The sequence below is a fragment of the Micromonospora sp. NPDC005173 genome (genome assembly GCF_040608515.1).
In the GTDB taxonomy this organism is placed as follows: Bacteria; Actinomycetota; Actinomycetes; order Mycobacteriales; family Micromonosporaceae; genus Micromonospora.
Genome location: NZ_JBEXIK010000020.1, coordinates 63504 through 86922, shown reverse-complemented (window position 1 = coordinate 86922; position 23419 = coordinate 63504). Strand labels below are relative to the sequence as shown.

Sequence of the window (23419 nt, the reverse complement as noted above, 5' to 3'; positions counted from 1 at the left end):
CTTCACGACGGAACAGGGAGGCGAGCTTCTGTGGGTGAGAACGTGGTATCCGGTGCCGACCAGGCCGCCACGATCGCGCTGGAAGCGGTCATCATCGGGTTGGGCGGCACGCTCGCGGTGGCCGCCGAACCCTCCGGCGCGGGGGCGTTGGCGATGGCCTTCGTCACCCCGGTCGCCGTCATGAACGTGCGCAGTTGGGCACCGTTCCAGGAGGCCGACGACAAGTGGACCGGCCTCGCGGAGGAGTTCTCCGAACTTGCCGGCAAGCTGTCCCGGCTGAACGGTGAGGTCGACGGCATCTGGAAGGGCACCGGCTCCGAGGTCTTCAAGAACTTCCTGACCACCAAGGTGGTCGAGCCGCTGGACGCGCTCCAGAAACTCGCCATCACGACCTCGTCCGGGTGCAACACCGTCGCGGACGGGCTCGAGACGCTCTTCTGGGCCTGGTCGGTGGGCACCGGCCTCGCGATCGTCGGCTGCATCGCCGCGAACGCCGGCGGACCGGCGGGGCCCGCCTTCAAGTGGGCGATCATCGGCAGTTGGGCTGCCTTCGTGCTCGGCATCATCACCGCGATCGTCGGACTGATGCAGGGGATGCGCGGTGCGAACAGCGCGATCGGCACGGCCGTGGCCCAGCTCAAGCGAGGGTTCGAGCTGACCGGGGAGAAGGTCGACGCCGAGAGCGCCAAAATCGGGGACCGGTACCGCGACATCGTCAGCAATCCGGAGAACTGGAACAAGGAACCGGTTACCTGAGTCGGGCGAACGGAGCAGTGATGAGCGATGTCTACCGCAGGGCCGTCGAGTCCGTCCGGGAGGTGAGCCGCACCGAGGCGTACGAGCCCGCCATGCGCCGCGCCGAGGCCGCTACCCGCGACCTCGTCGCGCTGGTGACCGAAACCGGGGACCGGACGCACGAGGGGTTCGACGAGACCGGCACGATCACCGCCGTCGTCGACGGCGCGGGCCAGCTCACGGACGTACGGATCAGTGCGCGGGCGGTGCGCGACCTGCCCGCCGAGCTCCTGGGTCCGCACTGCCGACAGGCCGTGACCGCCGCCCGCCTCGCCATGGCGGAGAGCATGCGGGCCAGCCTCGACGACGTCGTGGAGGCGCCGGTCGAGTGGGACGGCCGCACGGAGGATCCGCTCGCGGTGTGGCGGGACGCGACGCGGCGGTTCCAATGAGGAGACAGGAGCTCGCGCGATTGGTCACGGAGATGACGGCGCTGCTGGAGAGCGCCACCACGGAGACCGGACGGCTCGCCCGGGAGGAGTTCGTCGGCACCGCAGCGGACGGCATGGTCACCGCCACGGTGTCCGGCGCGAAGGAGTTGCTGGACATCTCCATCGCCGCGCGGGCCCACCGTACGGTCGACAACATCACGCTCGGCGAGGCGGTGGTGGAGGCCGTGCGGGCGGCGGAGGCGCTGGCCGAGGAGCGACGCGCGGAGGTCATGTCCGGCCTGCGGTTGGGTGGCGTCGGCGCTGACGCCTTCCTGGCCGATCCGATGTCGTTGCTGCCGCGCGGGACGGTCGGCCGATGAGCCCCGACAAGGCCCGTCTGCTGGTGGTGATGCTCTCGGTCCTCGCCCTGCTGCTCGTGTTCCTGGTGGTCCTGATGGCCGTTCAGGCGCTGCGCGGGGAGGCGGACTGGAGCGGCGTGGTCGTGCTTCTGGCCCCGTTGGCCCTGGTCGGGATCGGCATCGCGTTGCTGGTCCCGCAGCTGCGTCGCTGATATCGACGGTCATAATTACCGAATAGCGGTGGCCGGGGCTGCCCTGACTTGGCAACACTCGATACGCTGCGTCTGACATGGACCGACCCCTGCGGGTCGGAAAACGGGGAGGAAGCGGATGGCTGGCATCACGCCGCCGAACATCGGCGATCTGCACGTCAGCGTCGAGGACCTGGACGCCGCGGCAGCGTACGTCGAGCGGCTCAAGCAGTACGTCGACGACACCATCGGCTACGAGATGGAGCGCGTCAAGGAGCGGATGAAGGGCGACAGCACCACCGCCCAGACCGTCCCGAACGGCACCCCCTTCGGGGCCTACGAGGACGCCCGCATGCAGTGGCAGGCGCTGACTCGGTCGACGACCAACATGGAGGCGCACCTCAAGTCGCTCTCCCAGAAGCTCGCCGCGCTCAAGAAGGGCACCGAGGACATCGCCCAGGCGTTCCGCGACACCGAGGAGCGCAACGCTGCCAACGGCTCACAGATCGAGCGGCTGCTCGAGTCCGCGGCCCCGCCGCCCGCTGCCGGCGGCCAGCCCACCTACCCGTACACGGCCTGAGGGGGACGTCATGGCTGGAGGAACCTGGGAGCGGTGCGTCCGCGAGGTGACGCTCTCCGCGGACCCGGAGACGGTCGGATCGGTCGGGGTGGGGTGGAGCAACCTCTCCTCCGGCCTCACACAGCTTCGGGACGCGCTCGTCGGCCGATCGTTCGTCGGCCCGATCGCGACCGGCGTGGAGCGCCCGCACGTCGGCGGTCTGCCCGGCATGCTCGCCGGCTGGAAGGGCAGCGGTGGTGACGCGTACCGCGAGCACCTGGGTGAGATCGGCAAGGACATCGAGAAACTGATCACCGACGCGAGCAACGTCAGCGGGGCGTTGTCGCGGATCGAGGGTGACATCCGCAAGGCGGTTTCCACGATCCCGATCCCACTGATGGACGACTTCGGGTGGAACGAGTGGAGCCTGCCCAACGGCACCGAGCTCGACGACTCCCGCGACGGTGAGAGCACGTCGGGCTTCCTCGCCGCGCTGCGCAAGGACTACCAGAACAACCCCGCCTCGTACGCCGACGGCGCGTTCCGCGACAAGGCCGACGACCTGGAGGCGACCATGAAGGTCGACGGCCAGGCCGGTGACAGCAAGCGGGGTGGCTGGTGGGACACCAAGTCCCACCTGGACAACTGGTACCGGGACAACCAGCAGGCGGCGAACACCGCGATGTCTCCGCTGCCCACGGCGGTGGTGACCGAGCGTCCGAAGCTGACACTCGTCGGGCCAGACCGCGACGACTCGGACGGCTACCGCCCCGACACCCGGGTTCCGCCGACGGGGAAGCCGGACCTGGGTGACTTCGATCGGGGAAATGACCCCAAGATCGACAGCAAGATGCCGACCATCGACAACAAGCCGCCGACCATCGACAGCAAGCCGCCGTCCCTCGACAGCAAGCCGCCGACCATCGGCGACACTCCTGACGGCCCCGGCGTCGGCCCGTTCACGCCCCCGTCCACCGGGTCCGGTTACCCCGGGGGCGACGACGGCTTCAGCAGCGGTCTGGCTGGCGCGGCACCGAGCGGCGTCGGCGGCCTGAGTGGCCTCGGCGGCGGCCCCGGAGTCGGTAGCGCCGGTCTCGGCGGCGCCGGCGGCGGTTTCGGCGGCGGCGGTGCTGGCGGTGGGATCGGCGGCGGCGTCGGATCGGCCGGCGGGATCGGCATGGGCGGTATCCCCGGCATGGTGGGCGGCGGGAACGGCAAGGTGCCGCCGATGACGAGCGCGGCGAGCGCGTTGCGCAACGCCGCAGCCGCCGGTGGCGCTGGCGCGGGCGGCGCGCGTGGCGGGATGGCGGGCGCCGGCATGATGGGCGGCGGCATGATGGGCGGGGGCCAGGGCGGTGCCGGGCATGGCGGCACCGGCTCCGAGCACTCGTCGTGGTTGACTGAGGACGACGATCCGTGGGGCTCCGGTGACGGTGCGTCCCCGGGCATCCTGCGATGAGGACGGACGGATGAGGGTGAACGTCGGAGCGCGTCGGCCGGTCACGGCCTGCCTGCTGGCGGGGCTCCTGGTGCTGGGGGCCGCCCAACCGGCGTCCGCCGCGCCCCGGCGGGCCGAGCAGTGGTATCTGGACGAGCTCAAGATCGCCCAGGTGCACAAGATCTCGACCGGGCGGGGCGTGGTCGTGGCCGTGCTCGACAGTGGCGTCGACGCCACCCACCCGGACCTGCGGGGTCAGGTGCTTCCCGGCGGTCGCAGCTACGGTGCGTCGGGCGACGGACGGGTCGACGAGGACGGGCATGGCACGCACATGGCCGGCATCATCGCGGCGACGAACGCGAGCCGTGACGGCGTGGACGGCATCGCCCCCGGCGCGAAGATCCTGCCCATCAAGCTGCGCGCGGGCACCGGCGGCAACGCCGCCGATGCGGTCGCCCTCGGCATCCGGATGGCCGTCGACGGCGGCGCCAAGGTGATCAACCTGTCCCAGGGTGCACCGGGGGCGGCCAGCGCCGACGAGGAGAGCGCGATCAGGTACGCGCTGGACCGCGACGTCGTCGTGGTCGCCGCCGCCGGGAACACCGCCAAGGGCAGCACCGACGTGGATAGTCCTGCCAACGTCCCCGGCGTGGTCGCGGTGACCGGGACGACCCGGGGCGGCAACTTCTGGTCCGGCTCGGTCCAGGGGCCGGCGGCGGTGATCGCCGCACCCGGCGACGGCATCTACAACGTGGGCCCCGACCACGGCTACGGCTGGGGCGACGGCACCTCCGACAGCACCGCGATCGTCTCCGGTCTCGTGGCGCTGATCCGGGCGAAGTACCCGGACCTCGATGCCGCCAACGTCATCAACCGGATCATCCAGACCTCCCGGGACGCCGGGCCGTCCGGCCGGGACCCGCAGTACGGCTTCGGCCGGATCGACCCGGTAACCGCGCTGAGCGCGGACGTGCCGCGGGTCAACGCCAACCCGCTGCTCGATCCGGCCGCCGCGACCGGTCCGGAGCCTGCCCGGACAGGGGGCACGGACGAGGAGTTCGACGTCACCCAGCACGGTGACCGGGGCGGCCCCACGGACCAGCAGGTCATGGTGATCGCCATTGGCGTCGCCGTGGTGCTGGTGTTGCTGGTGGGGCTGGCGGCCTTCCTGATCTGGAACCGGCGTCGGTACCGCCGTGAGGCGAGGGCGGCTGCCGACGTACCCGAGCACCTGCTCGACCAGCCGCCTCCCGGCGGGTACGGCCCGCCAGGTGCCTACCAGTCGCCGACCCCAGGTGGGGGTTATGCCCCGCACTCCGGCTACGCCCCGCCGCCCGGCTACCCCCCGCCGCCTGGCTACGGCCCTCCTCCGGGGGCGCCGCCCGCCCCGCCCGGGGGCGGCAACCGGTCCTGATCCTGGTGGCCGGCCAGTGACCTGCGGGTCACCGGCCGGCCATTGCCGTCCCCGGTGGGTCCGGACGACCTCGCCGACCGGTTTCAGCGTTTTCGTCGGGCGTTTCGGCCGCCCCGGCTGCGTACCGTCACGAGCCCTGCGCCAGGATGGGACGGACACGCAGGTCCACCCGAGGAGCCCACGATCGCCAGAAAGCCTCAACCCGAGGGCGGCCAGGCGCCGGTCGTCCAGCGCGTCCGTATCCGGTACGCCAAGCGGGGCCCGCTGCGGTTCACCTCCCACCGGGACTTCGCGCGGGCCTTCGAGCGCGCGCTGCGTCGGGCCGCCGTGCCCATCGCCTTCTCCCAGGGCTTCACCCCACACCCGAAGATCTCCTACGCCAGCGCCGCGCCCACCGGAGTCGCCAGCGAGGCGGAGTACCTGGAGATCGGCCTCCAGGCGCCGGTCGACCCGGAGGCGCTGCGGGCCGCGCTGGACGCCGCGCTCTCGCCCGGGCTGGACGTGCTGGACGCCGTGATCGCCGTGAGCGGCAGTCTGCCGGACCGGATCGAGGCGTCGTACTGGCACATCGAACTGCCCGAGGTCGACACGGCCGTGCTGCGCGCCGCCGTGGACGCCTTCAACGCCGCCGACGAGGTGCTGGTCGAGCGGATGACCAAGCAGGGCCGCCGCACCTTCGACGCCCGAGCGGCCGTGATATCGATCGATGTCCTCGATGCGACGCCGACGCCTTCCGGGGCGCCGGCCGTACCGTGTGCGATACTCGAACTGGTCGTGCGGCAGGTCACCCCGTCCGTACGGCCCGATGACGTCCTTTCCGGCCTCCGCGTGGTGGCCGACCTGGAGCCGCCGGTCTCGCCGAGGGTGACCCGGCTGGCTCAGGGCACGTTGACCGCGCAGGGTGCGATCGTGGATCCGTTGGATGCGGACCGCGGCGGGGCAGCCATCGTTGGGCACTGACCGACGGTCAGTGCTCTGGCAGGCAGACTTCGGCGGTCGCGCACCACGCGCGCCCGGCGGAAACACTTTTGCGGCAACCCTGCGTGGCAGCGCTTACCCGCGCCCGGGGCAGCCAGAACTGGAGAACGTCCATGCTCGAGAACGAGCCCGAGGGCGGCGAACGGACCGGTTCACAGCCGGCCGGCGACACCGCTGACCAGAGCACCACCGCCGACGGCGCCGCCGTCGCGAACCCCACCGGCGCCGCCACCACGGAGCCGGCCGGCGCGGAGAGCGCCGAGCCCGCCCCGGTGCGGCGTACCCGGGCGACCCGCCGCCGGGCCGCCCCGCTCAACCAACCGGAGCAGACCGAGATTCCGGTCGAGGCTTCCACCGCCGGGGCCGGCAGCGACGAGTCGCCGCAGGCGGAGGTGTTCGCACCGCTCTCCGGCGATCTGGACGTCGCCCCGAAGACCCCCCGGCGCCGCCGCAAGGCCGCCCCCGTCGAGACGACCGCCGACGAGCCGCTGGTCGCGGCCACCGCCGAGGAGGCCACCGCCGAGGTGGTCCCGCCGGTCAAGGTGACCCGCACGCGGCGGAAGAAGACCACGCCGGCCGCTGTCCAGGAGCCGGCCGCTGTCCAGGAGCCCGCCGCCGTCGAGGAGCCCGCCGCGCTGGAGCAGCCGGAGGCCGAGACGCCGGCGGAGTCCGACCTGCGCGAGGCGGAGACCGCCCCGAGCGAGACCACCGCCGAGCCGGCCCGGACCAGTGGGGCGCAGGAGCGTTCCGGCGAGGTGCCGCCGGGTGTGGCCGTGGCCGGTGTGGCGAATGAGCCGATCGAGCCGGTCGAGGTCAACGAGCCGGAGCAGCCGCGGACCCGCCGTCGGCGTGCGGCGCTCTCCGCGCCCACCGTGCTGTTCATGGCGCCGCAGCCGGACGCCGTGCCGGTGACCCGGCCGGCGGAGCCCGCTCCGGTCGCCGAGGAGCCCGCCGTGGAGGAGGCCGCCGAGCCGTCCCGCCGCCGGCGGCGGGGTCGCCGCGACCTCGAGCCGGTCGAGGCGATCGAGGCCGAGGAGGAGCCGACCGAGGAGGCCGACGAGGCCGCCGAGGCGGATGAGGACGACGAGGACAGCGCCGCCGCGCGCCGCCGCCGCCGGCGTGGTCGCCGCGGCCGGGGCCGGGGCAAGGGCGGTGCCGACGACGCCGAGGACGAGGAGTCCGAGGAGGCGGCGCAGGCCGAGGAGGAAGAGACCGCCGAGGCCGAGGGCGAGGAGGACGAGGAGGCCGAGGGCGGGGACGGGATGACCCGTCGTCGCCGGCGGCGTCGTCGTCGGGGCGCCGGCGACACGGAGGGGGCCGCCGACGACGGCGTACCGACCGTGGTCAAGATCCGCGAGCCGCGCCGGACCGTCGACGAGGTGCAGGGCGTGTCCGGCTCGACCCGGCTGGAGGCCAAGCGCCAGCGCCGCCGGGACGGCCGGGAGCAGCGGCGTACCCGACCGCCAATCCTCAGCGAGTCGGAGTTCCTGGCCCGCCGGGAGGCAGTCGACCGGGTGATGGCGGTCCGCCAGCGCGGTGACCGCACCCAGATCGCCGTCCTGGAGGACGGCGTGCTGGTCGAGCACTACGTCACCCGCAACTCGTCCGGCACGATGGCCGGCAACGTGTACCTGGGCAAGGTGCAGAACGTGCTGCCGAGCATGGAGGCGGCGTTCGTCGACGTCGGCCGGGGCCGCAACGCGGTGCTGTACGCCGGTGAGGTCAACTGGGACACCTCCGGCCTGGAGGGGCGGGCCCGCTCCATCGAACAGGCGCTGCGGTCCGGCGACTCGGTGCTCGTCCAGGTCACCAAGGACCCGATCGGGCACAAGGGCGCCCGGCTGACCAGCCACATCGCGCTCTCCGGCCGGCACCTGGTCTACGTGCCCAACGGCAACGCCTCCGGGATCAGCCGGAAGCTGCCGGACAACGAGCGCAAGCGGCTGCGCGACGTGCTCAAGAAGCTGGTTCCGGACGGCGCGGGCGTGATCGTCCGGACGGCCGCCGAGGGCGCCAGCGAGGACGAGCTGGCCCGCGACGTCAAGCGGCTTCAGGCGCAGTGGGAGGACATCCAGGCCAAGGCCACCGAGGGCGGCGCTCCGGTGCTGCTCTACGAGGAGCCCGACCTGGTCATCCGGGTGGTCCGAGACCTGTTCAACGAGGACTTCCGCGAGCTGGTGATCGAGGGCGAGCAGTCGTACGGCATGGTCGAGTCGTACCTGTCGCACGTCTCCCCGGACCTGGTGGACCGGGTGCGCCGGCACGTCGGCACGAGCGACATCTTCGCCGAGTACCGGATCGACGAGCAGATCATCAAGGGTCTGGACCGGAAGGTCTTCCTGCCCTCCGGCGGCTCGCTGGTGATCGACCGTACCGAGGCCATGACGGTCGTCGACGTCAACACCGGCAAGTACACCGGCTCCGGGGGCAACCTGGAGGAGACGGTCACCCGTAACAACCTGGAAGCGGCGGAGGAGATCGTCCGCCAGCTCCGGCTGCGCGACATCGGTGGCATCGTGGTGATCGACTTCATCGACATGGTGCTGGAGTCGAACCGCGAGCTGGTGCTGCGCCGGCTCACCGAGTGCCTGGGCCGGGACCGCACCAAGCACCAGGTCACCGAGATCACCTCGCTCGGCCTGGTGCAGATGACCCGTAAGCGGATCGGCGCGGGCCTGCTGGAGGCGTTCAGCGAGACCTGCGAGTGCTGCAAGGGTCGCGGCGTCATCATCCACACCGAGCCGGTGCCGGAGAAGCCGCGCCCCGCCGCGGCGGGGGAGAAGGTCAAGGCGGTCGCCTCGGCGGTCGCCGCCGCCCCGGCCGCCGAGCAGGGCACCGCGTCCTCCCGCCGCCGGGCGCGCAAGAACGCCCCGGCCGAGCGGGCGGCGGTCGAGGTCGTCGAGACCGACACCAGCGCCGAACCGGACGCCGACTACGTCGACACCATGGGCTACGACCTGTCCCGCTACGAGGCGGACACCGCCGCAGCGCCGGCTGTCTCCGACGCCCAGCAGGGCGAGTCGGCCCGGCTGGCCGCCGCGGACGACCCGGACGCGCTCGCCGACGGCGACGCCGACGAGGAGGGCACCGAGGGCGGCACCGGCCGTCGCCGCTCCCGCCGGGGTGGCGCCCGCCGGCGGACCCGCCCCTGACCGCCTGACCGGCCCGGTGTTTGACGAGGTCCCTTTCCCGGCAATGTGACGGGGGAGGGACCTCGCCGGTCCGGCCAACCCGGTCCAGGATCGGCCACCCCGGTCAGGAGAAGAAGATGCGTCGTCTGCTCGCCGTCACCGTGCTGGTCACCGCGCTCTCCGCCGGAGCCGGCTGCTCCACCGACCGGCCCGCTGGCGAGACGACCGGGGGATCCAGCCCGGCCGCCGGGTCCGGGGGCGCCTCCGCCGGGTCGACCGGCACGCCAGCGGGGTCGACCGGTACGGGTGGTGCGGCAGGCGGCAACGCCACGCAGGTCTGCGCCGCCGCGCAGCAGGCGGGCAGCACAGCCGTCCAGACGTACGTGGCGGAGCTGGGCCAGATGATCGCTGCGGTTGGTGCCGGGGACAGCGCCACGGCCGAGGCGGCCCGCAGGCGGGCTGAGGCGGCGCTGACCGGTTGGCGGACCGTGCTGCGGGAGCAGTCGGCCCAGGCCACCGATCCGCAGCTCAAGACGCTCCTGACCGACATCGGCACCGAGGTCGCCGCGCTCGGCACCGACGTCGAGTCGATCGACGAGACCGAGCTCGCCCGGCTCCAGCAGCGCCTTGATCAGCTCTGCGCCCGCTGACCGGGGGCGGGCCGGTTTGGGGTCGAGGCCGGCAATGGCGTACTCTTGCCTGCGGCGCACTTTTGGTGTGCCGAGTTCCCGTGTGCCCGCGCCGCCGTGCACTGCTACCCGGCGAGCCGCCGCGGGGACGACCCGCCAGCAGCCTCAACGACAGGGAGTCCGCCTCCGATGTACGCGATCGTCAAGACCGGCGGCAAGCAGTACAAGGTCGCCGAGGGCGACGTGATCGAGGTCGAGAAGCTCACCGGTGCCCCCGGTGACGCGGTGAAGCTCACCGCGGTGCTCCTCGTCGACGGTGACGACCTGGTGACCGACGCGACGAAGCTTGCCGAGGTCGCGGTGTCCGGCGAGATTGCCGCGCACACCAAGGGCCCGAAGATCAAGATCCACAAGTTCAAGAACAAGACTGGCTACCACAAGCGCCAGGGTCACCGTCAGCCGCTGACCCAGGTCAAGGTGACCGGCATCTCCAGCGGGAAGTAGGTCGTCCTCCAATGGCTCACAAAAAGGGTGCGTCCAGCTCGCGTAACGGTCGTGATTCTGCGGCCCAGCGACTCGGCGTGAAGCGCTTCGGTGGTCAGGTTGTCAGCGCCGGTGAGATCCTCATCCGGCAGCGTGGCACCAAGTTCCACCCCGGTGACCTGGTCGGCCGTGGCGGCGACGACACGCTGTTCGCGCTGTCCGCCGGCTCGGTCCTGTTCGGCACCAAGCGCGGTCGCAAGACCGTCAGCATCGTTCCGCAGCAGTAGTTTTCCGGTTAAGCGGGCCGCGGACCTCCGGGTCCCGGCCCGCTTAGCTTTTTCGCAGTGCGGGGTCCGACCTCGCTGGAAGGATTGACGCCGTGGCGACGTTCGTTGACCGGGTCGTTCTGCATCTGCAGGCCGGCGATGGCGGGCACGGTTGTGCCTCGATCCACCGCGAGAAGTTCAAGCCCTTCGGTGGTCCGGACGGTGGCAACGGCGGGCACGGCGGCAGCGTGTCCCTGGTCGTCGACCCACAGGTGACCACGCTGCTCGACTTCCACTTCCGCCCACACGTCAAGGCCGACAACGGCAAGGGCGGCGCGGGGTCGAACCGGGACGGGGCCAACGGCCACGACCTGGTGCTCAAGGTGCCCAACGGCACCGTGGTGCAGACCTCCGACGGCACCGTGCTGGCCGACATGGTCGGCGCCGGCACCACCTTCGAGGTGGCCCGCGGCGGGCGCGGCGGGCGGGGCAACGCCTCGCTGGCCAACGCGAAGCGCAAGGCTCCCGGTTTCGCTGAGCTGGGCGAGCCCGGCGACCAGTTGGACGTGGTGCTGGAGCTCAAGAGCGTCGCCGACGTGGGCTTGGTGGGCTTCCCGTCGGCCGGCAAGTCGTCGCTGATCTCGGTGATTTCCGCCGCCAAGCCGAAGATCGCCGACTACCCGTTCACCACCCTCGTGCCGAACCTCGGCGTGGTCCGGATGGACAACCACACCTTCACCGTCGCCGACGTGCCGGGCCTGATCCCCGGCGCGGCCACCGGCAAGGGGCTGGGCCTGGAGTTCCTCCGGCACATCGAGCGCTGCGCGGTGCTGGTGCACGTCATCGACTCGGCGACGCTGGAGCCCGGCCGTGACCCGGTCGCGGACATCGAGACCATCGAGGCCGAGCTGAAGGAGTACGGCGGGCTGGCCGACCGACCGCGGCTGGTGGCCGTGAACAAGGTCGACGTGCCGGACGGCCGCGACCTCGCCGAGATCGTGCGCCCCGACCTGGAGGAGCGCGGCTACCGGGTGTTTGAGGTCTCCGCGGCCACCCGGGAAGGGCTCAAGGAGCTCACCTACGCGATGGCCGAGATGGTCGAGGCGCAGCGCAAGGCCGCGCCACCGGCCGAGCCCACCCGGATCGTGATCCGACCGATGGCCGTGGACGACGCCGGCTTCACCATCACGACCGAGGCGGACGGGTCGTTCACCGTCCGTGGCATCCGGCCGGAGCGGTGGGTCAAGCAGACCAACTTCGACAACGACGAGGCGGTCGGCTACCTGGCCGACCGGCTGGCCCGGCTCGGGGTCGAGGAGAAGCTGGCCAAGGCCGGCGCGCAGCCTGGTGACCTGGTCCGGATCGGCGCCCGCGAGTTCGACTGGCAGCCGACGCTCTACGCCGGCGTGGAGTACGTGCCCGGCAACCGGGGTACCGACGTCCGGCTGGAGGAGAAGTCGAACCGGGCGTCGGCGGCGGACCGGCTCGCCGCGCGCAAGGCCCGCCGGGTGCGGTCGGCCGACGAGGTGGGTGCCGACGCGTCCGACGACATCGAGGACCTCGACGACGAGGACGACGCCGAATAGCCCGGTGCGCTCCGTGATCGGGTTGATTGCCGGAAACCTCCGCGAAATCCGCCCCGCCTAGCGTTGGGTGATGCTGATCGAAGTCCGGCCCACCACCGATCCGGAGATCGCCGCCCTGGTCATCGCACAGCAGCGTGAGCTGCGCGTGGCCGACGGCGGGTTGGACGGGCAGGTCACCGTCACCCATGACGACATCCGCTACCTCGCGGTGGTGGTGAACGGTCGGGCGGTCGCCTGCGGTGGGCTCCAGTCGCTCGACACCGCCACCGGCGAGGTCAAGCGGATGTACGTCCGGCCGGCGTACCGAGGTCGGGGCATCGCCCGCCAGTTGCTCGCCGCGCTGGAGGAGTTGGCGTTCCGCCAGGGGCACTCGGTGGTATGCCTGGAGACGGGCACCTACCTACCGGCCGCGATCGGGCTGTACACCTCGTGCGGCTACGACCGGATCCCGGTCTACGGCGAGTACGTGGACAACCCGTACAGCGTCTGTTTCGCCAAGCGGTTGCCGGTCGCGGCCTGACGACCCCCGCCGCCGCACCCGGCGCTCAGGCGCCGGTGCTGGCGTGCGACACGGTGACCGGCTTCGACTCCGGCGAGGCGTGCTGGCGCAGGACGATGCTCAGCAGGATCAGCGCGCCGACCGCCAGGAACTCGCTCTGCCAGTTCTGCATGGACTGGAACCAGAAGTCGCTGGTGCCGAGGAAGTCCCACACCCCGATCGGCGGTGCCCCGCTCTGCAACGCCTGCTCCTGGTTGTACGTGGCGGTGCCGCCGAGCAGGTGGCCGACGAACGAGCCGGCGAAGATCAGCAGCAGCGCGATGGAGAGGCTGTTGCGGTAGACGACCAGCGGCATTCCACCGGCGCGCACCGGCCAGGGCGACTGCGGGGTGGCCCGGCGCTCGTCGTCCTCCGGCCGGTCGGTCTGGTCCACCGGCTTCGACTCGGCGGAACCCCGCTGCACCAGGTACGCGGTGAGCAGCACGTACCCGCCCATCTGGAGGAACTCCGACTCCCAGTTCTCGAAGACCGCCTCGGCGAAGTGCCCGGTGGTCAGGTACGCCGGCCAGCTCAGCGGCGCGGCGCCGAACTCGGTCAGTTCCTCATTGTGGGTCTGCCAGCCGAAGACGCTCTGCAACACCAGGAAGACCAGGAACGCGCCGAGCATGGCGACGGCCAGCGCGTTGTCGCGCAGCCAACGAGGCATCTCGTCCTCCTTCGCGGATCAGCTCCCGATACCCACCTCGGTACGACCGCGAAACCGACGAACCGGCAGGTCAGTGCCGGTTGGCGGGAGTGTCCAGCCGCCCGCCGGTGCCCGCCCGGTTGGAGAGCAGCAGCCCGAGCGCGAGCATGCCGAAGCCGAGGGCGAGGTGCAGCCAGTTGTCGGCGTTGTTGAGCGGCAGGATGTTCGCCCCGCCTTCCTCGTCGATGGCCTCGATCGCCAGCCCGTACAGCCAGAGGGCGAGGTAGATCGCACCGCCGCCGGCCAGGAAGAGCCGGGCGCCGGCGAGGCTCCGGGCCATCACGAGGCCGGCCAGCCCGAACAGCAGATGCACCGCGTTGTGCAGGATCGACACCTGGAACAGCCCGACCAGCCGGGCGTCCGAGTGGTGCCCGGCGAACCTCAGCTCGCCGTAGTCGGTGGTGATGCCGGGAATGAAGCCGAGGACGCCGATCAGCAGGAAGACCCCGGCCACGATCAACGCGGCCAGCTGGACCCGGGGTCGTGGGCCAGTCGGCCGGCCACCTCGCGCGTCTCGTGCCATCGCTGCCCCCTTCGTGGATCTGCCAGCCCTCGCGAACCTCACTGTCCGCAGCGGCGACGTGACGCAGCCCGACGATCCTCCATTTTGAAGTCGATCCGGCAGGCCGCGCAGAGAAATGCACGAAGAGGTATGGAAGCCAAAACGCAGGGTAGGTGAATGGTCGGCGGCCGCGGTAACGCAGCCGCATCCCCCCAGTACAACCGCGACGACTATCCGAGCGGAAGGGAAATCATGACTTACGATCTTTCACCTACGTCTTCCACGTACGGGCAGGAGTCGACCAACGGCGGTGGCGTCCGCGACCAGGCGCGCCAGGTCGGTTCCGAGGCCGCGCAGGCCGGCGGTGCGGTCGCCCAGACCGCCAAGGAGCAGGGCACCGAGGTCGGCCGTGAGGCTGTCCGGCAGGCCCGCAACCTGTACGGCGAGGCCCGCACGCAGCTCGCCAGCCAGACCGGTGAGCAGCAGCGCCGGGCCGCCGGTGGGCTGCGTTCGCTGGCCGACGAGATGCGCTCGATGGCCGAGCAGGGTGGCCAGGCCGGCCCGGTGAGCGAGCTGGCCCGTCAGGCTGCTGACCGGGTGCACGGCGCGGCCGGCTGGCTCGAGGAGCGCGAGCCCGGCGACCTGCTCACCGAGGTACGCGACTACGCGCGGCGTAACCCGGGCACCTTCCTGGTCGGCGCGGCGGTTCTCGGGGTGCTGGCCGGCCGGCTGACCCGCGGCATCTCCGCCGCTGGCGACGACTCCGGCAACGGCTCCTCGACCTACCGGGGCGCTGGGGCGTACGACCCGGAGCAGACCGCCGTGATCCCGACGCCGGCGCCCCGCGCGGTGCCGGACGCCGTCCCGTCGGGCGGCTACGCCGACCCGACCCCCGGCACCTACGCCGAGCCGACGCCCGGCACGTACGCCGAGCCGACGCCTGGTGGCTACGCCGACCCGACGCCTGGTGGCTACGCCGACCCGACGCCTGGTGGCTACGCCGACCCGCGCCGGGGCGACTTCCCGGAGCAGACCGGCACCGGCCAGCCGCTGCCGCCGGTGACCCAGACCGATCCGCTGCCCGGCGTGCCGTCCAGCGGCACCACCCGCCCGTGAGCCACCGAGTCATCCGAAGGGAGGCGACGGCATGAGCATGCCGACGCAGGGGTCCGGACTGGACTCCGGTTACCACCCCGACGCGGGTGCCCCGCACACCGCGGCGGAGGTGAAGGGCAGCTCGATCGGTGAGCTGATGCGTCAGGTCACCGGTGATCTCTCGACGCTGATGCGCCAGGAGGTCGAGCTGGCCAAGGCCGAGATCCGCCAGGAGGGCAAGAAGGCCGGCAAGGCTGCCGGGCTCTTCGGCGGGGCCGGCTTCGGCGGCTACATGGTGGCGCTCTTCCTTTCGCTGGCCCTCTGGGCCGGGCTGTCCAACGTCATGGACGCCGGCTGGGCCGGGCTGATCGTGGCCGTCATCTGGGCGGCGATCGCTGCGGTCCTCTACTCCATGGCCAAGAAGAACGCCCAACACGTGCGTGGCCTCAAGCAGACCAACGACAGCGTGCAGCGGATCCCCGACGCGCTCAAGCCCCACCCGGAGGGAGTCACCCGATGAGCACCGATCCCGACCAGATCCGCCGGGAGATCGAAGCCACCCGCAACAGCCTCAGCTCCGATGTGGACGCGCTGGCGTACAAGGTCAGCCCCAGCCGCATCGTTGACGACCGCAAGCAGCGGGCCCGCTCCGCGCTGCAGAATGTGAGGGACAAGGTCATGGGAACCGCGTCTGACCTCGGCCACGGCACCGGCCACGCCGCCCACTCGGTGGGCGACCGCGCCTCGTCGGCGGCCTCCAGCGTCAACGACGCCGCGCATTCGGCGGCCTCCACCGTCAGCGACGCCGCGCACAGCGCGCCGCACGTGATCCGGCAGAAGTCGGCGGGCAACCCGCTGGCCGCCGGCTTGATCGCGTTCGGGGTGGGCTGGCTGGCCTCCTCGCTGATCCCGGCCTCCCGTCGCGAGCAGGAGGCCGCGACCCAGATCAAGGAGAAGGTCGGCGAGCACAGCGGGGCGGTGAAGGAGAAGCTGGGCGAGGTGGCCAGCGAGCTCAAGGACGAGCTGCGCGAGCCGGCCCAGCACGCCGCCGAGTCGGTGAAGTCCACCGCCCAGGGCGCCGTGCACGTGGTCAAGGACGACACGAAGTCGGCTGCGCAGGACGTCAAGGACCAGGCCCAGCAGTCCCGCCAGCAGGTCACCTACTGATCCGTCCCCACCCGACAGCCCGCGGCCACCCCGGTGCCCGCGGGCTGTTCCCTGCAAGGGGGCGGAGGCGGGAGGTGGGGTGGGCGGCTTGGCGGATTCGGGTGTTGCCATAGCGGGCTCCGCCCAGCAGGAAACGCCGGCCCACCGCCAGCCAGCCGCACGCGCCGCGTTCCAGGAGCCACAGCGGGGCCGACAGCGCGGTTGTCGGCGGGAAGACCGTGCTGCCGCCAGCGCGACGGCGGCCCAACTCGGCCAGGGCGACGGTGCCGGCCGCCGCACCGAGCAGTAGTCCGGGTCGACGGGCCGCGACGGCCGCCGCCAGCGCTGGCAGGACCGCGAGCACGGTCAGCAGGCGGGCCGGCTGGGCCAGATCGTCGTACGCCTGGCGGACTCGTTGGCCGCGGAAGTGCGCGGCGTCCGGCGGCAGCCGGCGTACGTACAGCCAGGCCGGTGCCGCCTCGGTGCCGCCGTACGCCCGCACGGTGCGGATCAGCTCCAGGTTCTCGAAGAGCACGTTCGGGTCGTATCCGCCCATGCCGAGGAAGGTGCTGCGGCGAACCGCCAGGGTGCCCGGGTAGTCCGCCCCGAACGCCCGGTTGAGCAGGGTCCGGCCGGTGTCCCACCAGGCGTGCCAGGGCAGCGGGTCGAAGTAGTTCTGCGGTCGTACCAGATCCACCCGGCCCAGCAACCGGTGCACCGCGCCCAGCCCGGCGTCGTCGTACCGGACGTCGTCATCGGCGATCACCACGTGCTCGTGGCCCGCCACGCGGACGCCGGTGAGCACCCCGATCACCTTGCCGTTCAGCCCGTGCAGGGTGGGGTAGGGCGGCAGGTGCCGGAGGTTCAGTCCGCGCCACGCGGCGGCGTGCCGGGCGAAGCGATCCGGCGGCGAACCGTCGACGACGGTCACCTCGACCCGGTCGCCCAGCCAGCGCAGGTAGTCGGTCAGCTCGGCCAGGCCAACGTCGGTGGTCCGGCGCAGCGGCAGGACGTACGCCATCGGCAGTGCGGGTGGCGGCGTGCCGGCGCGGCCGTCGCTCGACCGCTCTCCGGCCCGCGCGCGGCCGGCCTCGGCGTTGCGGGCCGACGCCGGGTAGCGCTGCGGGTGCGGGCGGTCCATTCCCAGACGTCCGGGTCAGGCGGTGCGGCGGATATTGGTGAGGGTGAGGCCGGTGGGGGGCAGGACGGGCATCCTGTGCAGATCCAGGGCCAGGTTCTGCGGGGGGACGTCGTAGCGCATGGTGCTGGTCAGGTTGGTGACCGCCCGCTTCATCAGGTCGATGGTGATCCACTCACCGGCGCAGCGGTGCCCGGTCCTGTGGTCGCCGCCGCCCTGTGGGATCAACGCGAACGGGTCCACGCGGCGGCCGGCGAACCGTTCCGGGCGGAACAGCTCGGGCTGTGGCCAGAGCGCCGGGTGGTGGTTGGTGCCGTACAGGTCGAGCAGTACGCGTCGGCCCTGCGGAAAGTGGTGACCCTCCCAGTCGAAGGAGCGCCGGACCCGGGCGGCGGCGGCCGGGAAGAACGGGTAGTAGCGGCGTACCTCCTGGACGAACTGCTCGGTGGCCTCGTCGTCTTCGCGGACCCGCTGCCGCCAGGCCGGGTGGTCGTGCAGGGCGAGCGCGGCGAAGACGATGAACCGGTCCACGGCGACCGTCGGCCGCAGCACGTTCAGCAGCTCGACGGCGGCGATCCGCCGGGGGAGCATTCTGCCCCGGGCGTCCCGGTGCTCGGCGATCACCTGCAGCGCGCTGCCGGCCGGCGCGGCGACGCTACCGACCCGGGTCCGCTCGATGACGTCGGCGAGCCAGCGTTCGGTCCGGCGACGGGCGAGCCGCCCCCGCCAGTGCCGGGGGCCGACCACCGCCGGGGCTTCGATCATGGCGTGCAGCTCGACGGTACGGCGGTCGACCTGCGACGCGGCCAGCGGCACCCCGGCCCAGGCGCAGACCACCCGGGTGAGCAGCCTGCCCAGCTCGTCGTAGAGCGCCACCGGCGCGGCACCCTCCCAGGCGGGGATCCGGGCCTGCCACTCGTCGTCGAAGAGCTGGCCCAGCTGCCGGATGGCGGTCGGCGTCATGATCGACATGTGCATCGCCTTGCGGTCCCGGTGCTCCGAGCCGTCCAGCCCCTGCACCCCGCCCCGGCCGGTGAGGGTCCGCTGCACCCGCAGCGGCATCGCGGTGCGCCGCTGGAAGCGCTCGGTGTCGTAGAACAGCTCCGCCGCCGGCCTGCCGCGCAGGCAGATGGTCGGGGTCAGCAGGATCCGGGTCTGGAAGACGTCGCTGCCGTACCGGTCGCAACGCTCGCCGATGAACCGGTAGCCGGCGCGGAGGAACGCGAGCGTGCTGTCCGGGCTGCGGTCGGCCGGCATGGTCGCCATCGGGTCTCCTCACCTGCGGGTGGCGGCCGTCGCCGCTGGCCGGTCTCCTCGGTCGGCTGCGTCTACCCGGGTCAGCGCTCCTGAATCCCGCCGCCCGGATCGCTGCTGGGCCGGCCGTCCGCTCGCTGGGACCACCGGATCGGCGTCTGCTGGCCCCTCCCACCGGCGCGGAAACCTGGTTGGCTTCTCGGTAGGTGGCCGGCCACAGAGCCGGGCCGGGCGGGCTGCCCGGTGGCGTGGCCGGGCGGCGACCACGGATCACGGGGAGGGTGGATGCGGGACAAGAGATCACGGTACTGGCGGCAGCGGCGGGTGGTCGGGGCGCTCGGTATCGGCAGGGGTCGAGACGGCGGAGGGCTGATCCGTCCGCCCGGAAGACCCACCCGGCCGCACCGGTTCTTCACGGTGCACCTGGGCTTCACCGCGCCGGGCGCGGCCGACGCCCGCGAGCTGGCCGTGGCGTACGCCGAGGCGCTGAGCCTGCTCCGCCCGGAGCTGGCGCTCGGCGCGGCGGCCCTGTCACCGGCCGACGCCTGGCAACGCGCCGAACGGCTGTTCTGCGGGGCGGTCGGCCCGGACGGGGAGCGGTGCGTCGACGTGGCCGACCACCCCGGCTTCCACCACGCCCCGGGTCCTGGCGGGCTCGGCTGGGGCGACGGCGACGGTCCCGGCGATGGCTGACGGCGTTGTACCCCGGGTGGGGCGCCGCGCCGGCGACGAGTGTCAGTCCAGGTCGAACTCGCCGTCCTGCGCGCCGGCGACGAACGCGTCCCACTCGGCCTGGGTGAAGACCAGCACCGCCCCCTCCGGCTCGGCGGAGTTGCGCATCCCGATCAGGTCATCGACGAAGGCGACCTCGACGGCGCTGTCGGAGGTGTCCCCGTCGGCCCGCTGCCAGACCGCCCGAGAGAGGTCGAAGTCGCCCTTGGGGTGCTGCGCCATGGTTCTTTCCTCCAGTGCCGAGGGTCGTGTGGTGACCGCGTGCGGATCCCCATCGGGCAGGATAAGCGGATGCCGAGCCTGACCCGTGTAGAGGCGACCGCGCGTGGCGCGGCGATTACTGTCGAGTCTTATCAGGTGGACCTCGACCTGACCGGTGGTGGGGAGCTGTTCCGCTCCCGCGTCGAGATCCGGTTCCGGGCGACCCCCGGCACCGCGACCTTCGCCGAGATCAAACCCGCCACACTGCTGGCGGTACGCCTCAACGACCGCGCCGTCGACCCCGCAGCGTTGACCGACAACCGGCTGCCGCTGAGCGACCTTGCCGCGGAGAACACCCTGGTCGTCGAGGCGGAGATGGCGTACTCCAACACGGGGGAGGGGATGCACCGCTTCGTCGACCCGGCCGACGGTGAGACCTACCTCTACGCGGTGACCTTCCTCGACAACGTGCAGCGCATCTTCGCCGCCTTCGACCAGCCCGACCTCAAGGCGTCGTTCACCCTCGCGGTCACCGCCCCGCCAGAGTGGACGGTGGCCAGCAACGCCGAGGTGGCCGCCAATCCCGTGCCCGGTCGTTGGGAGTTCGCCCCGACCGCGCCGCTGGCCACCTACTTCTTCTCGCTGATCGCCGGGCCGTACCACGTGCGGCGGGCCGAGCACGACGGCGTGCCACTGGGCATCTACTGCCGCCGGTCGCTCGCCGAGCACCTGGACGCCGACGCCGACGAGATCTTCACCATCACCCGGCAGTGCCTGGACCGGTTTCACCAGCTCTTCACTGAGCGCTACCCGTTCGGCAAGTACGACCAGGCGTTCGTGCCCGAGTTCAACGCCGGCGCCATGGAAAACCCCGGCATCGTCACCTTCCGCGACGACTACGTGTTCCGCTCGGCGGTCACCGACACCCAGCGCGAGCTGCGGGCCACCACCATCGCGCACGAGATGGCGCACATGTGGTTCGGCGACCTGGTCACCATGCGTTGGTGGGACGACCTGTGGCTGAACGAGTCCTTCGCGGAGTACCTGGGCACCCGGGTCACCGCCGAGGCGACCCGTTTCGATCAGGCGTGGACCACCTTCGCCATGCGCCGCAAGGCCTGGGGGTACGCCGCCGACCAGCGCCCCTCCACCCACCCGGTCGCTCCGGAGGAGGTGGCCGACGCCGACGAGGGCCTGCTCAACTTCGACGGCATCTCGTACGCCAAGGGGGCCAGCGTGCTGCGGCAGCTGGTCGCGTGGCTCGGTGACGAGGCGTTCCTCGCCGGGCTGAACGCGCACTTCTCCGCGCACCGCTTCGGCAACGCGACCCTCGCCGACCTGCTGGCCAGTCTCACCACCGCGAGCGGCCGGGACCTCTCCGGCTGGGCCGATGTGTGGTTGCGCCGGCCGCAGGTCAACACGCTGCGCGCCGAGGTCGCCGTCGACGCCGAGGGCCGCTACGCCGAGGTGGCCGTGGTGCAGACGGCGCCCGAGTCGTACCCGGTGCTTCGCCCGCACCGGATCGGCGTGGGCCGCTACTCGGCGGACGGCGCCGTGCAGCGCGACGAGGTGGACCTCGACCCGGCCGCCGACGGCGGCCGGACGGTGCTCGGCGAACTGACCGGCCAGCCGGCGGCCCGGCTCCTGCTGCCCAACGACGGCGACCTCACCTTCGCCAAGGTGCGCCTCGACCCGGCGTCGGCGGACGCCGTGCCGCTGGTGCTGCCGGGGCTGGCCGACCCGTTGGCGCGGGCGGTGCTCTGGGGCGAGGCGCTGGACGCGGCGACCGACGGGGAGCGGCCGGTCAGCGGCCTGGTCGACCTGATGGTCGCCGCGCTGCCCGCCGAGGCCGAGGTGATCATCGCGGAGGACGTGCTCACCCTCAGCCGGTCGCTGGTCGATCGCTACCTCGACCCGCTGACCCGGTCCGCGGCGCTGGCCCGGGTCGCCGGGGCGTGCCGGCAGTTGCTCGACGGCGCGTCGGCGGGGGAGTCGTTGCAGCTCGCCGCGGCGCGGGCCTGGATCGCCGCGACCACCGACGCGGACCTGCTCACCGGCTGGCTCGCCGGCCGGGACGTGCCGGCGGGGCTGAAGGTCGACGCCGAGCTGCGCTGGGCGGTGCTGCGCCGGCTGGTGGTGCTGGGCGCCGCCGGCGAGGCGGAGATCGTCGCTGAGGCGGCCGCCGACCCCAGCGCCACCGGCGCGGAGCGAGCCGCCCGCTGCCGGGCCGCGCTGCCCGACCCGGCCGCCAAGCAGGCGGCATGGGAGATCATCGTGCGGGACACCGAGCTGTCCAACCGGCTGTTGGAGGCGACGGCCGAGGGGTTCTGGCAACCCGAACAGGCCGAGCTGACCGCCGCGTACGTCGAGCGGTACTTCGCGGACATGCCGTCGGCCGCGCGACGGCGTACCGCGTGGACGGCCGACCGGGTGGCTTCCCTGGCGTTCCCCCGCTACGCCGTGGCGCAGCCGACCCGGGAGGCGGCCGCCGCGCTGCTGGCCCGCGACGACCTGACCCCGGGCCTGCGCCGGGTGGTCACCGACGCCGACGACGACCTGCGTCGCGCGCTGGTCGCCCGGACCGCGATGGCCGCCGCGGGGGCCTGACAGACCGGTCGGGGCGGGGTGGCCCACCGGCCACCCCGCCCCCGGCTCAGCGCAGCGCGGGCTCAGCCGTGACCGGCGCGTCCCAGTCGATGACGTAGCGCTGCTCGTGGGCGACCGTCTTCTCCGGGTCCATGGCGGTGCGCGTCAGCAGGGGCATCAGCAGCGGCATCAGCGTCCGGGCGACCGGCCCCGGCGCCTTGGCGTGGTTGATCCGCGCCGCGCGGGCGGCGACCTTCTCGACCCGCGAGCGGCGGAGCCGCTCGAACGCGGCGAACGCCGACGCCACGTCCGGCAGGTCGCGCAGGCAGCGGGCGAGCTGCACCGCGCTCTCGATGGCCAGCGACGCGCCCTGCCCGGAGCTGTTCGACGGCGCGTGCGCCGCGTCGCCGACCAGCACCATCCGCCCCCGGTGCCAGTGCGGCACGGGCGGCATGATCTGCAGCGAACCGACCACCTGGAGCTCGTCGGCGTTGCTGGTCGCCACCAGCTCCCGGCCCGGATCGTCGTCGCCGTAGGTGGTGCGCAGCGTGGCCAGCCATTCCGCCGACGGCACCGCGCGGGCCTCGACCAGGCTCATCGGCCGCTGCTGCGGCAGGTTGGCCCCCCACCGGGTGCCGCCGCCGGGCTCCGGCCAGTAGAGGTAGTAGCCGCGTCGCCCGAACGCGAAGGTCATCGTGCCCGGCTCGACGTCCACCTCGTGCCGGGCCACCGCCTCGAAGCCGAGCAGCCCGGTGAACCGGGGGCCGGGGGCGGCCGGGTCGATGAGACCACGGACCGTCGACCGGATGCCGTCGGCGCCGACCAGAATGTCGGCGGTGGCAGCGCTGCCGTCCTCGAAGCGGGCGGTCACGCCACTGTCCGTCTGCTCGGCGCCGACCAGCCGCTTGCCGTACGCGAAAGCGACGCCCTCGGCGACCGCCCGGTCGTGCAGCACCCGGTGCAGTTCGGCCCGGTGCACCACGCGCAGCGGCGGCACTCCGGCCAGGGTGGGCAGGTCGATGCGGCGGCGGCCGACCGCCATGACGCTGCGCTCGATCGGGGTGGCGATCGCCGTCACCGCCTGGTCCGCGCCGACCGTGCGCAGGGCCGCCACGCCGTTGGGCGCGAGCGCGAGCGTGCCGCCGATGCCGCCAACTCCGCTGGCGGTGGCGGGGTACGCCTCGTGGACGGTGGCGGTGATGCCGGCGCGGCGCAGTGCGAGTGCCGTCACCGGGCCGGCGATGCCGCCGCCGATGACGATCGCGGTTCGTACCGTGGTCATGTTCTCTCCCTGGGTGTCGTCGGTCCGTGCGCGGGCGAA

The 23419-nt window shown here is 72.5% G+C and carries 25 protein-coding genes; 19 read left to right on the top strand and 6 right to left on the bottom strand.

Annotated elements, in window-relative coordinates:
- Nucleotides 1-30: 30 nt before the first annotated feature.
- The 14 genes from ABZV00_RS22220 (at nt 31) to ABZV00_RS22155 (ending at nt 12720) form a co-directional block, all read left to right on the top strand.
- Nucleotides 31-756: a hypothetical protein gene (locus ABZV00_RS22220; RefSeq protein WP_328419440.1), complete on the top strand. Its 726-nt coding sequence runs from the start codon at nt 31-33 to the stop codon at nt 754-756.
- Between the two features lie 20 nt (nt 757-776).
- Nucleotides 777-1187 carry a YbaB/EbfC family nucleoid-associated protein gene (locus tag ABZV00_RS22215; RefSeq protein ID WP_328419438.1) on the top strand — a complete coding sequence of 137 codons (411 nt, stop codon included), beginning with the start codon at nt 777-779 and terminating at the stop codon, nt 1185-1187.
- The gene (locus ABZV00_RS22210; protein WP_328419436.1) at nt 1184-1546 is read left to right on the top strand and encodes a YbaB/EbfC family nucleoid-associated protein; all 363 of its coding nucleotides are present in this window, start codon (nt 1184-1186) and stop codon (nt 1544-1546) included. The genes ABZV00_RS22215 and ABZV00_RS22210 overlap by 4 nt, the downstream gene beginning before the upstream one ends.
- Nucleotides 1543-1737 carry a hypothetical protein gene (locus ABZV00_RS22205; RefSeq protein ID WP_328419434.1) on the top strand — a complete coding sequence of 65 codons (195 nt, stop codon included), beginning with the start codon at nt 1543-1545 and terminating at the stop codon, nt 1735-1737. The genes ABZV00_RS22210 and ABZV00_RS22205 overlap by 4 nt, the downstream gene beginning before the upstream one ends.
- Before the next feature lie 118 nt (nt 1738-1855).
- On the top strand, nt 1856-2296 hold the full coding sequence (locus ABZV00_RS22200) for a hypothetical protein (RefSeq protein ID WP_328419432.1): 441 nt from the start codon (nt 1856-1858) through the stop codon (nt 2294-2296).
- A gap of 10 nt (nt 2297-2306) precedes the next feature.
- Nucleotides 2307-3734 carry a hypothetical protein gene (locus tag ABZV00_RS22195; RefSeq protein WP_355609170.1) on the top strand — a complete coding sequence of 476 codons (1428 nt, stop codon included), beginning with the start codon at nt 2307-2309 and terminating at the stop codon, nt 3732-3734.
- Nucleotides 3735-3744: 10 nt separating this feature from the next.
- Nucleotides 3745-5127 carry a type VII secretion-associated serine protease mycosin gene (gene mycP / locus ABZV00_RS22190; RefSeq protein ID WP_355609167.1) on the top strand — a complete coding sequence of 461 codons (1383 nt, stop codon included), beginning with the start codon at nt 3745-3747 and terminating at the stop codon, nt 5125-5127.
- Nucleotides 5128-5367: 240 nt separating this feature from the next.
- On the top strand, nt 5368-6087 hold the full coding sequence (locus ABZV00_RS22185; protein WP_328426849.1) for a TIGR03936 family radical SAM-associated protein: 720 nt from the start codon (nt 5368-5370) through the stop codon (nt 6085-6087).
- A 131-nt stretch (nt 6088-6218) separates the two neighbouring features.
- Nucleotides 6219-9257, top strand: coding sequence for an Rne/Rng family ribonuclease (locus ABZV00_RS22180; RefSeq protein ID WP_355609165.1), 3039 nt, complete (start codon nt 6219-6221; stop codon nt 9255-9257).
- Nucleotides 9258-9373: 116 nt separating this feature from the next.
- On the top strand, nt 9374-9886 hold the full coding sequence (locus ABZV00_RS22175; RefSeq protein WP_355609162.1) for a hypothetical protein: 513 nt from the start codon (nt 9374-9376) through the stop codon (nt 9884-9886).
- Between the two features lie 168 nt (nt 9887-10054).
- A complete protein-coding gene (gene rplU, locus ABZV00_RS22170) occupies nt 10055-10369 on the top strand; it encodes a 50S ribosomal protein L21 (protein ID WP_328419425.1) in 315 nt (104 codons plus the stop codon).
- 11 nt (nt 10370-10380) lie between these two features.
- Complete coding sequence (rpmA, locus tag ABZV00_RS22165; RefSeq protein WP_109818441.1) at nt 10381-10635, top strand: 50S ribosomal protein L27; 255 nt, start codon at nt 10381-10383, stop codon at nt 10633-10635.
- A gap of 92 nt (nt 10636-10727) precedes the next feature.
- Nucleotides 10728-12200, top strand: coding sequence for a GTPase ObgE (gene obgE, locus ABZV00_RS22160; protein ID WP_328419421.1), 1473 nt, complete (start codon nt 10728-10730; stop codon nt 12198-12200).
- A 70-nt stretch (nt 12201-12270) separates the two neighbouring features.
- On the top strand, nt 12271-12720 hold the full coding sequence (locus ABZV00_RS22155) for a GNAT family N-acetyltransferase (RefSeq protein ID WP_355609158.1): 450 nt from the start codon (nt 12271-12273) through the stop codon (nt 12718-12720).
- Between the two features lie 25 nt (nt 12721-12745).
- On the opposite strand, the gene ABZV00_RS22150 is transcribed toward ABZV00_RS22155, so the two are convergent.
- Both ABZV00_RS22150 and ABZV00_RS22145 read right to left on the bottom strand, forming a co-directional pair.
- Nucleotides 12746-13405 carry a DUF6766 family protein gene (locus ABZV00_RS22150; protein WP_355609155.1) on the bottom strand — a complete coding sequence of 220 codons (660 nt, stop codon included), beginning with the start codon at nt 13403-13405 and terminating at the stop codon, nt 12746-12748.
- A 70-nt stretch (nt 13406-13475) separates the two neighbouring features.
- Nucleotides 13476-13967 (bottom strand): DUF4383 domain-containing protein, encoded by a 492-nt coding sequence (locus ABZV00_RS22145; protein WP_355609152.1) that lies wholly within the window; start codon nt 13965-13967, stop codon nt 13476-13478.
- 231 nt (nt 13968-14198) lie between these two features.
- Between ABZV00_RS22145 and ABZV00_RS22140 the strand changes: the two genes are divergently transcribed.
- From ABZV00_RS22140 to ABZV00_RS22130, 3 genes are read left to right on the top strand one after another with little or no spacing between them, the layout of a single operon-like run.
- Entirely contained in the window at nt 14199-15062 is an 864-nt protein-coding gene (locus ABZV00_RS22140; protein ID WP_355609149.1) for a hypothetical protein, read from the top strand.
- Nucleotides 15063-15093: 31 nt separating this feature from the next.
- A complete protein-coding gene (locus tag ABZV00_RS22135; RefSeq protein WP_328419412.1) occupies nt 15094-15561 on the top strand; it encodes a phage holin family protein in 468 nt (155 codons plus the stop codon).
- On the top strand, nt 15558-16208 hold the full coding sequence (locus tag ABZV00_RS22130; protein WP_328419411.1) for a DUF3618 domain-containing protein: 651 nt from the start codon (nt 15558-15560) through the stop codon (nt 16206-16208). The genes ABZV00_RS22135 and ABZV00_RS22130 overlap by 4 nt, the downstream gene beginning before the upstream one ends.
- Here ABZV00_RS22130 and ABZV00_RS22125 read toward each other — a convergent pair.
- Both ABZV00_RS22125 and ABZV00_RS22120 read right to left on the bottom strand, forming a co-directional pair.
- Nucleotides 16198-17328: a glycosyltransferase family 2 protein gene (locus ABZV00_RS22125; RefSeq protein ID WP_355609145.1), complete on the bottom strand. Its 1131-nt coding sequence runs from the start codon at nt 17326-17328 to the stop codon at nt 16198-16200. The genes ABZV00_RS22130 and ABZV00_RS22125 overlap by 11 nt on opposite strands.
- A 15-nt stretch (nt 17329-17343) precedes the next feature.
- Nucleotides 17344-18591: a cytochrome P450 gene (locus ABZV00_RS22120; RefSeq protein WP_355609142.1), complete on the bottom strand. Its 1248-nt coding sequence runs from the start codon at nt 18589-18591 to the stop codon at nt 17344-17346.
- Between the two features lie 273 nt (nt 18592-18864).
- Between ABZV00_RS22120 and ABZV00_RS22115 the strand changes: the two genes are divergently transcribed.
- Nucleotides 18865-19272 carry a hypothetical protein gene (locus ABZV00_RS22115; RefSeq protein WP_355609139.1) on the top strand — a complete coding sequence of 136 codons (408 nt, stop codon included), beginning with the start codon at nt 18865-18867 and terminating at the stop codon, nt 19270-19272.
- A gap of 42 nt (nt 19273-19314) precedes the next feature.
- Here the strand turns inward: ABZV00_RS22115 and ABZV00_RS22110 are convergent, their stop codons facing one another.
- Nucleotides 19315-19533, bottom strand: coding sequence for a DUF397 domain-containing protein (locus tag ABZV00_RS22110; RefSeq protein ID WP_121653657.1), 219 nt, complete (start codon nt 19531-19533; stop codon nt 19315-19317).
- Nucleotides 19534-19602: 69 nt separating this feature from the next.
- On the opposite strand from ABZV00_RS22110, the gene pepN reads away from it, so the two are divergent.
- Nucleotides 19603-22119 (top strand): aminopeptidase N, encoded by a 2517-nt coding sequence (pepN, locus tag ABZV00_RS22105; RefSeq protein WP_355609136.1) that lies wholly within the window; start codon nt 19603-19605, stop codon nt 22117-22119.
- 46 nt (nt 22120-22165) lie between these two features.
- Here pepN and ABZV00_RS22100 read toward each other — a convergent pair whose 3' ends face one another.
- Complete coding sequence (locus ABZV00_RS22100; RefSeq protein WP_355609133.1) at nt 22166-23380, bottom strand: FAD-dependent monooxygenase; 1215 nt, start codon at nt 23378-23380, stop codon at nt 22166-22168.
- Nucleotides 23381-23419: the final 39 nt, after the last annotated feature.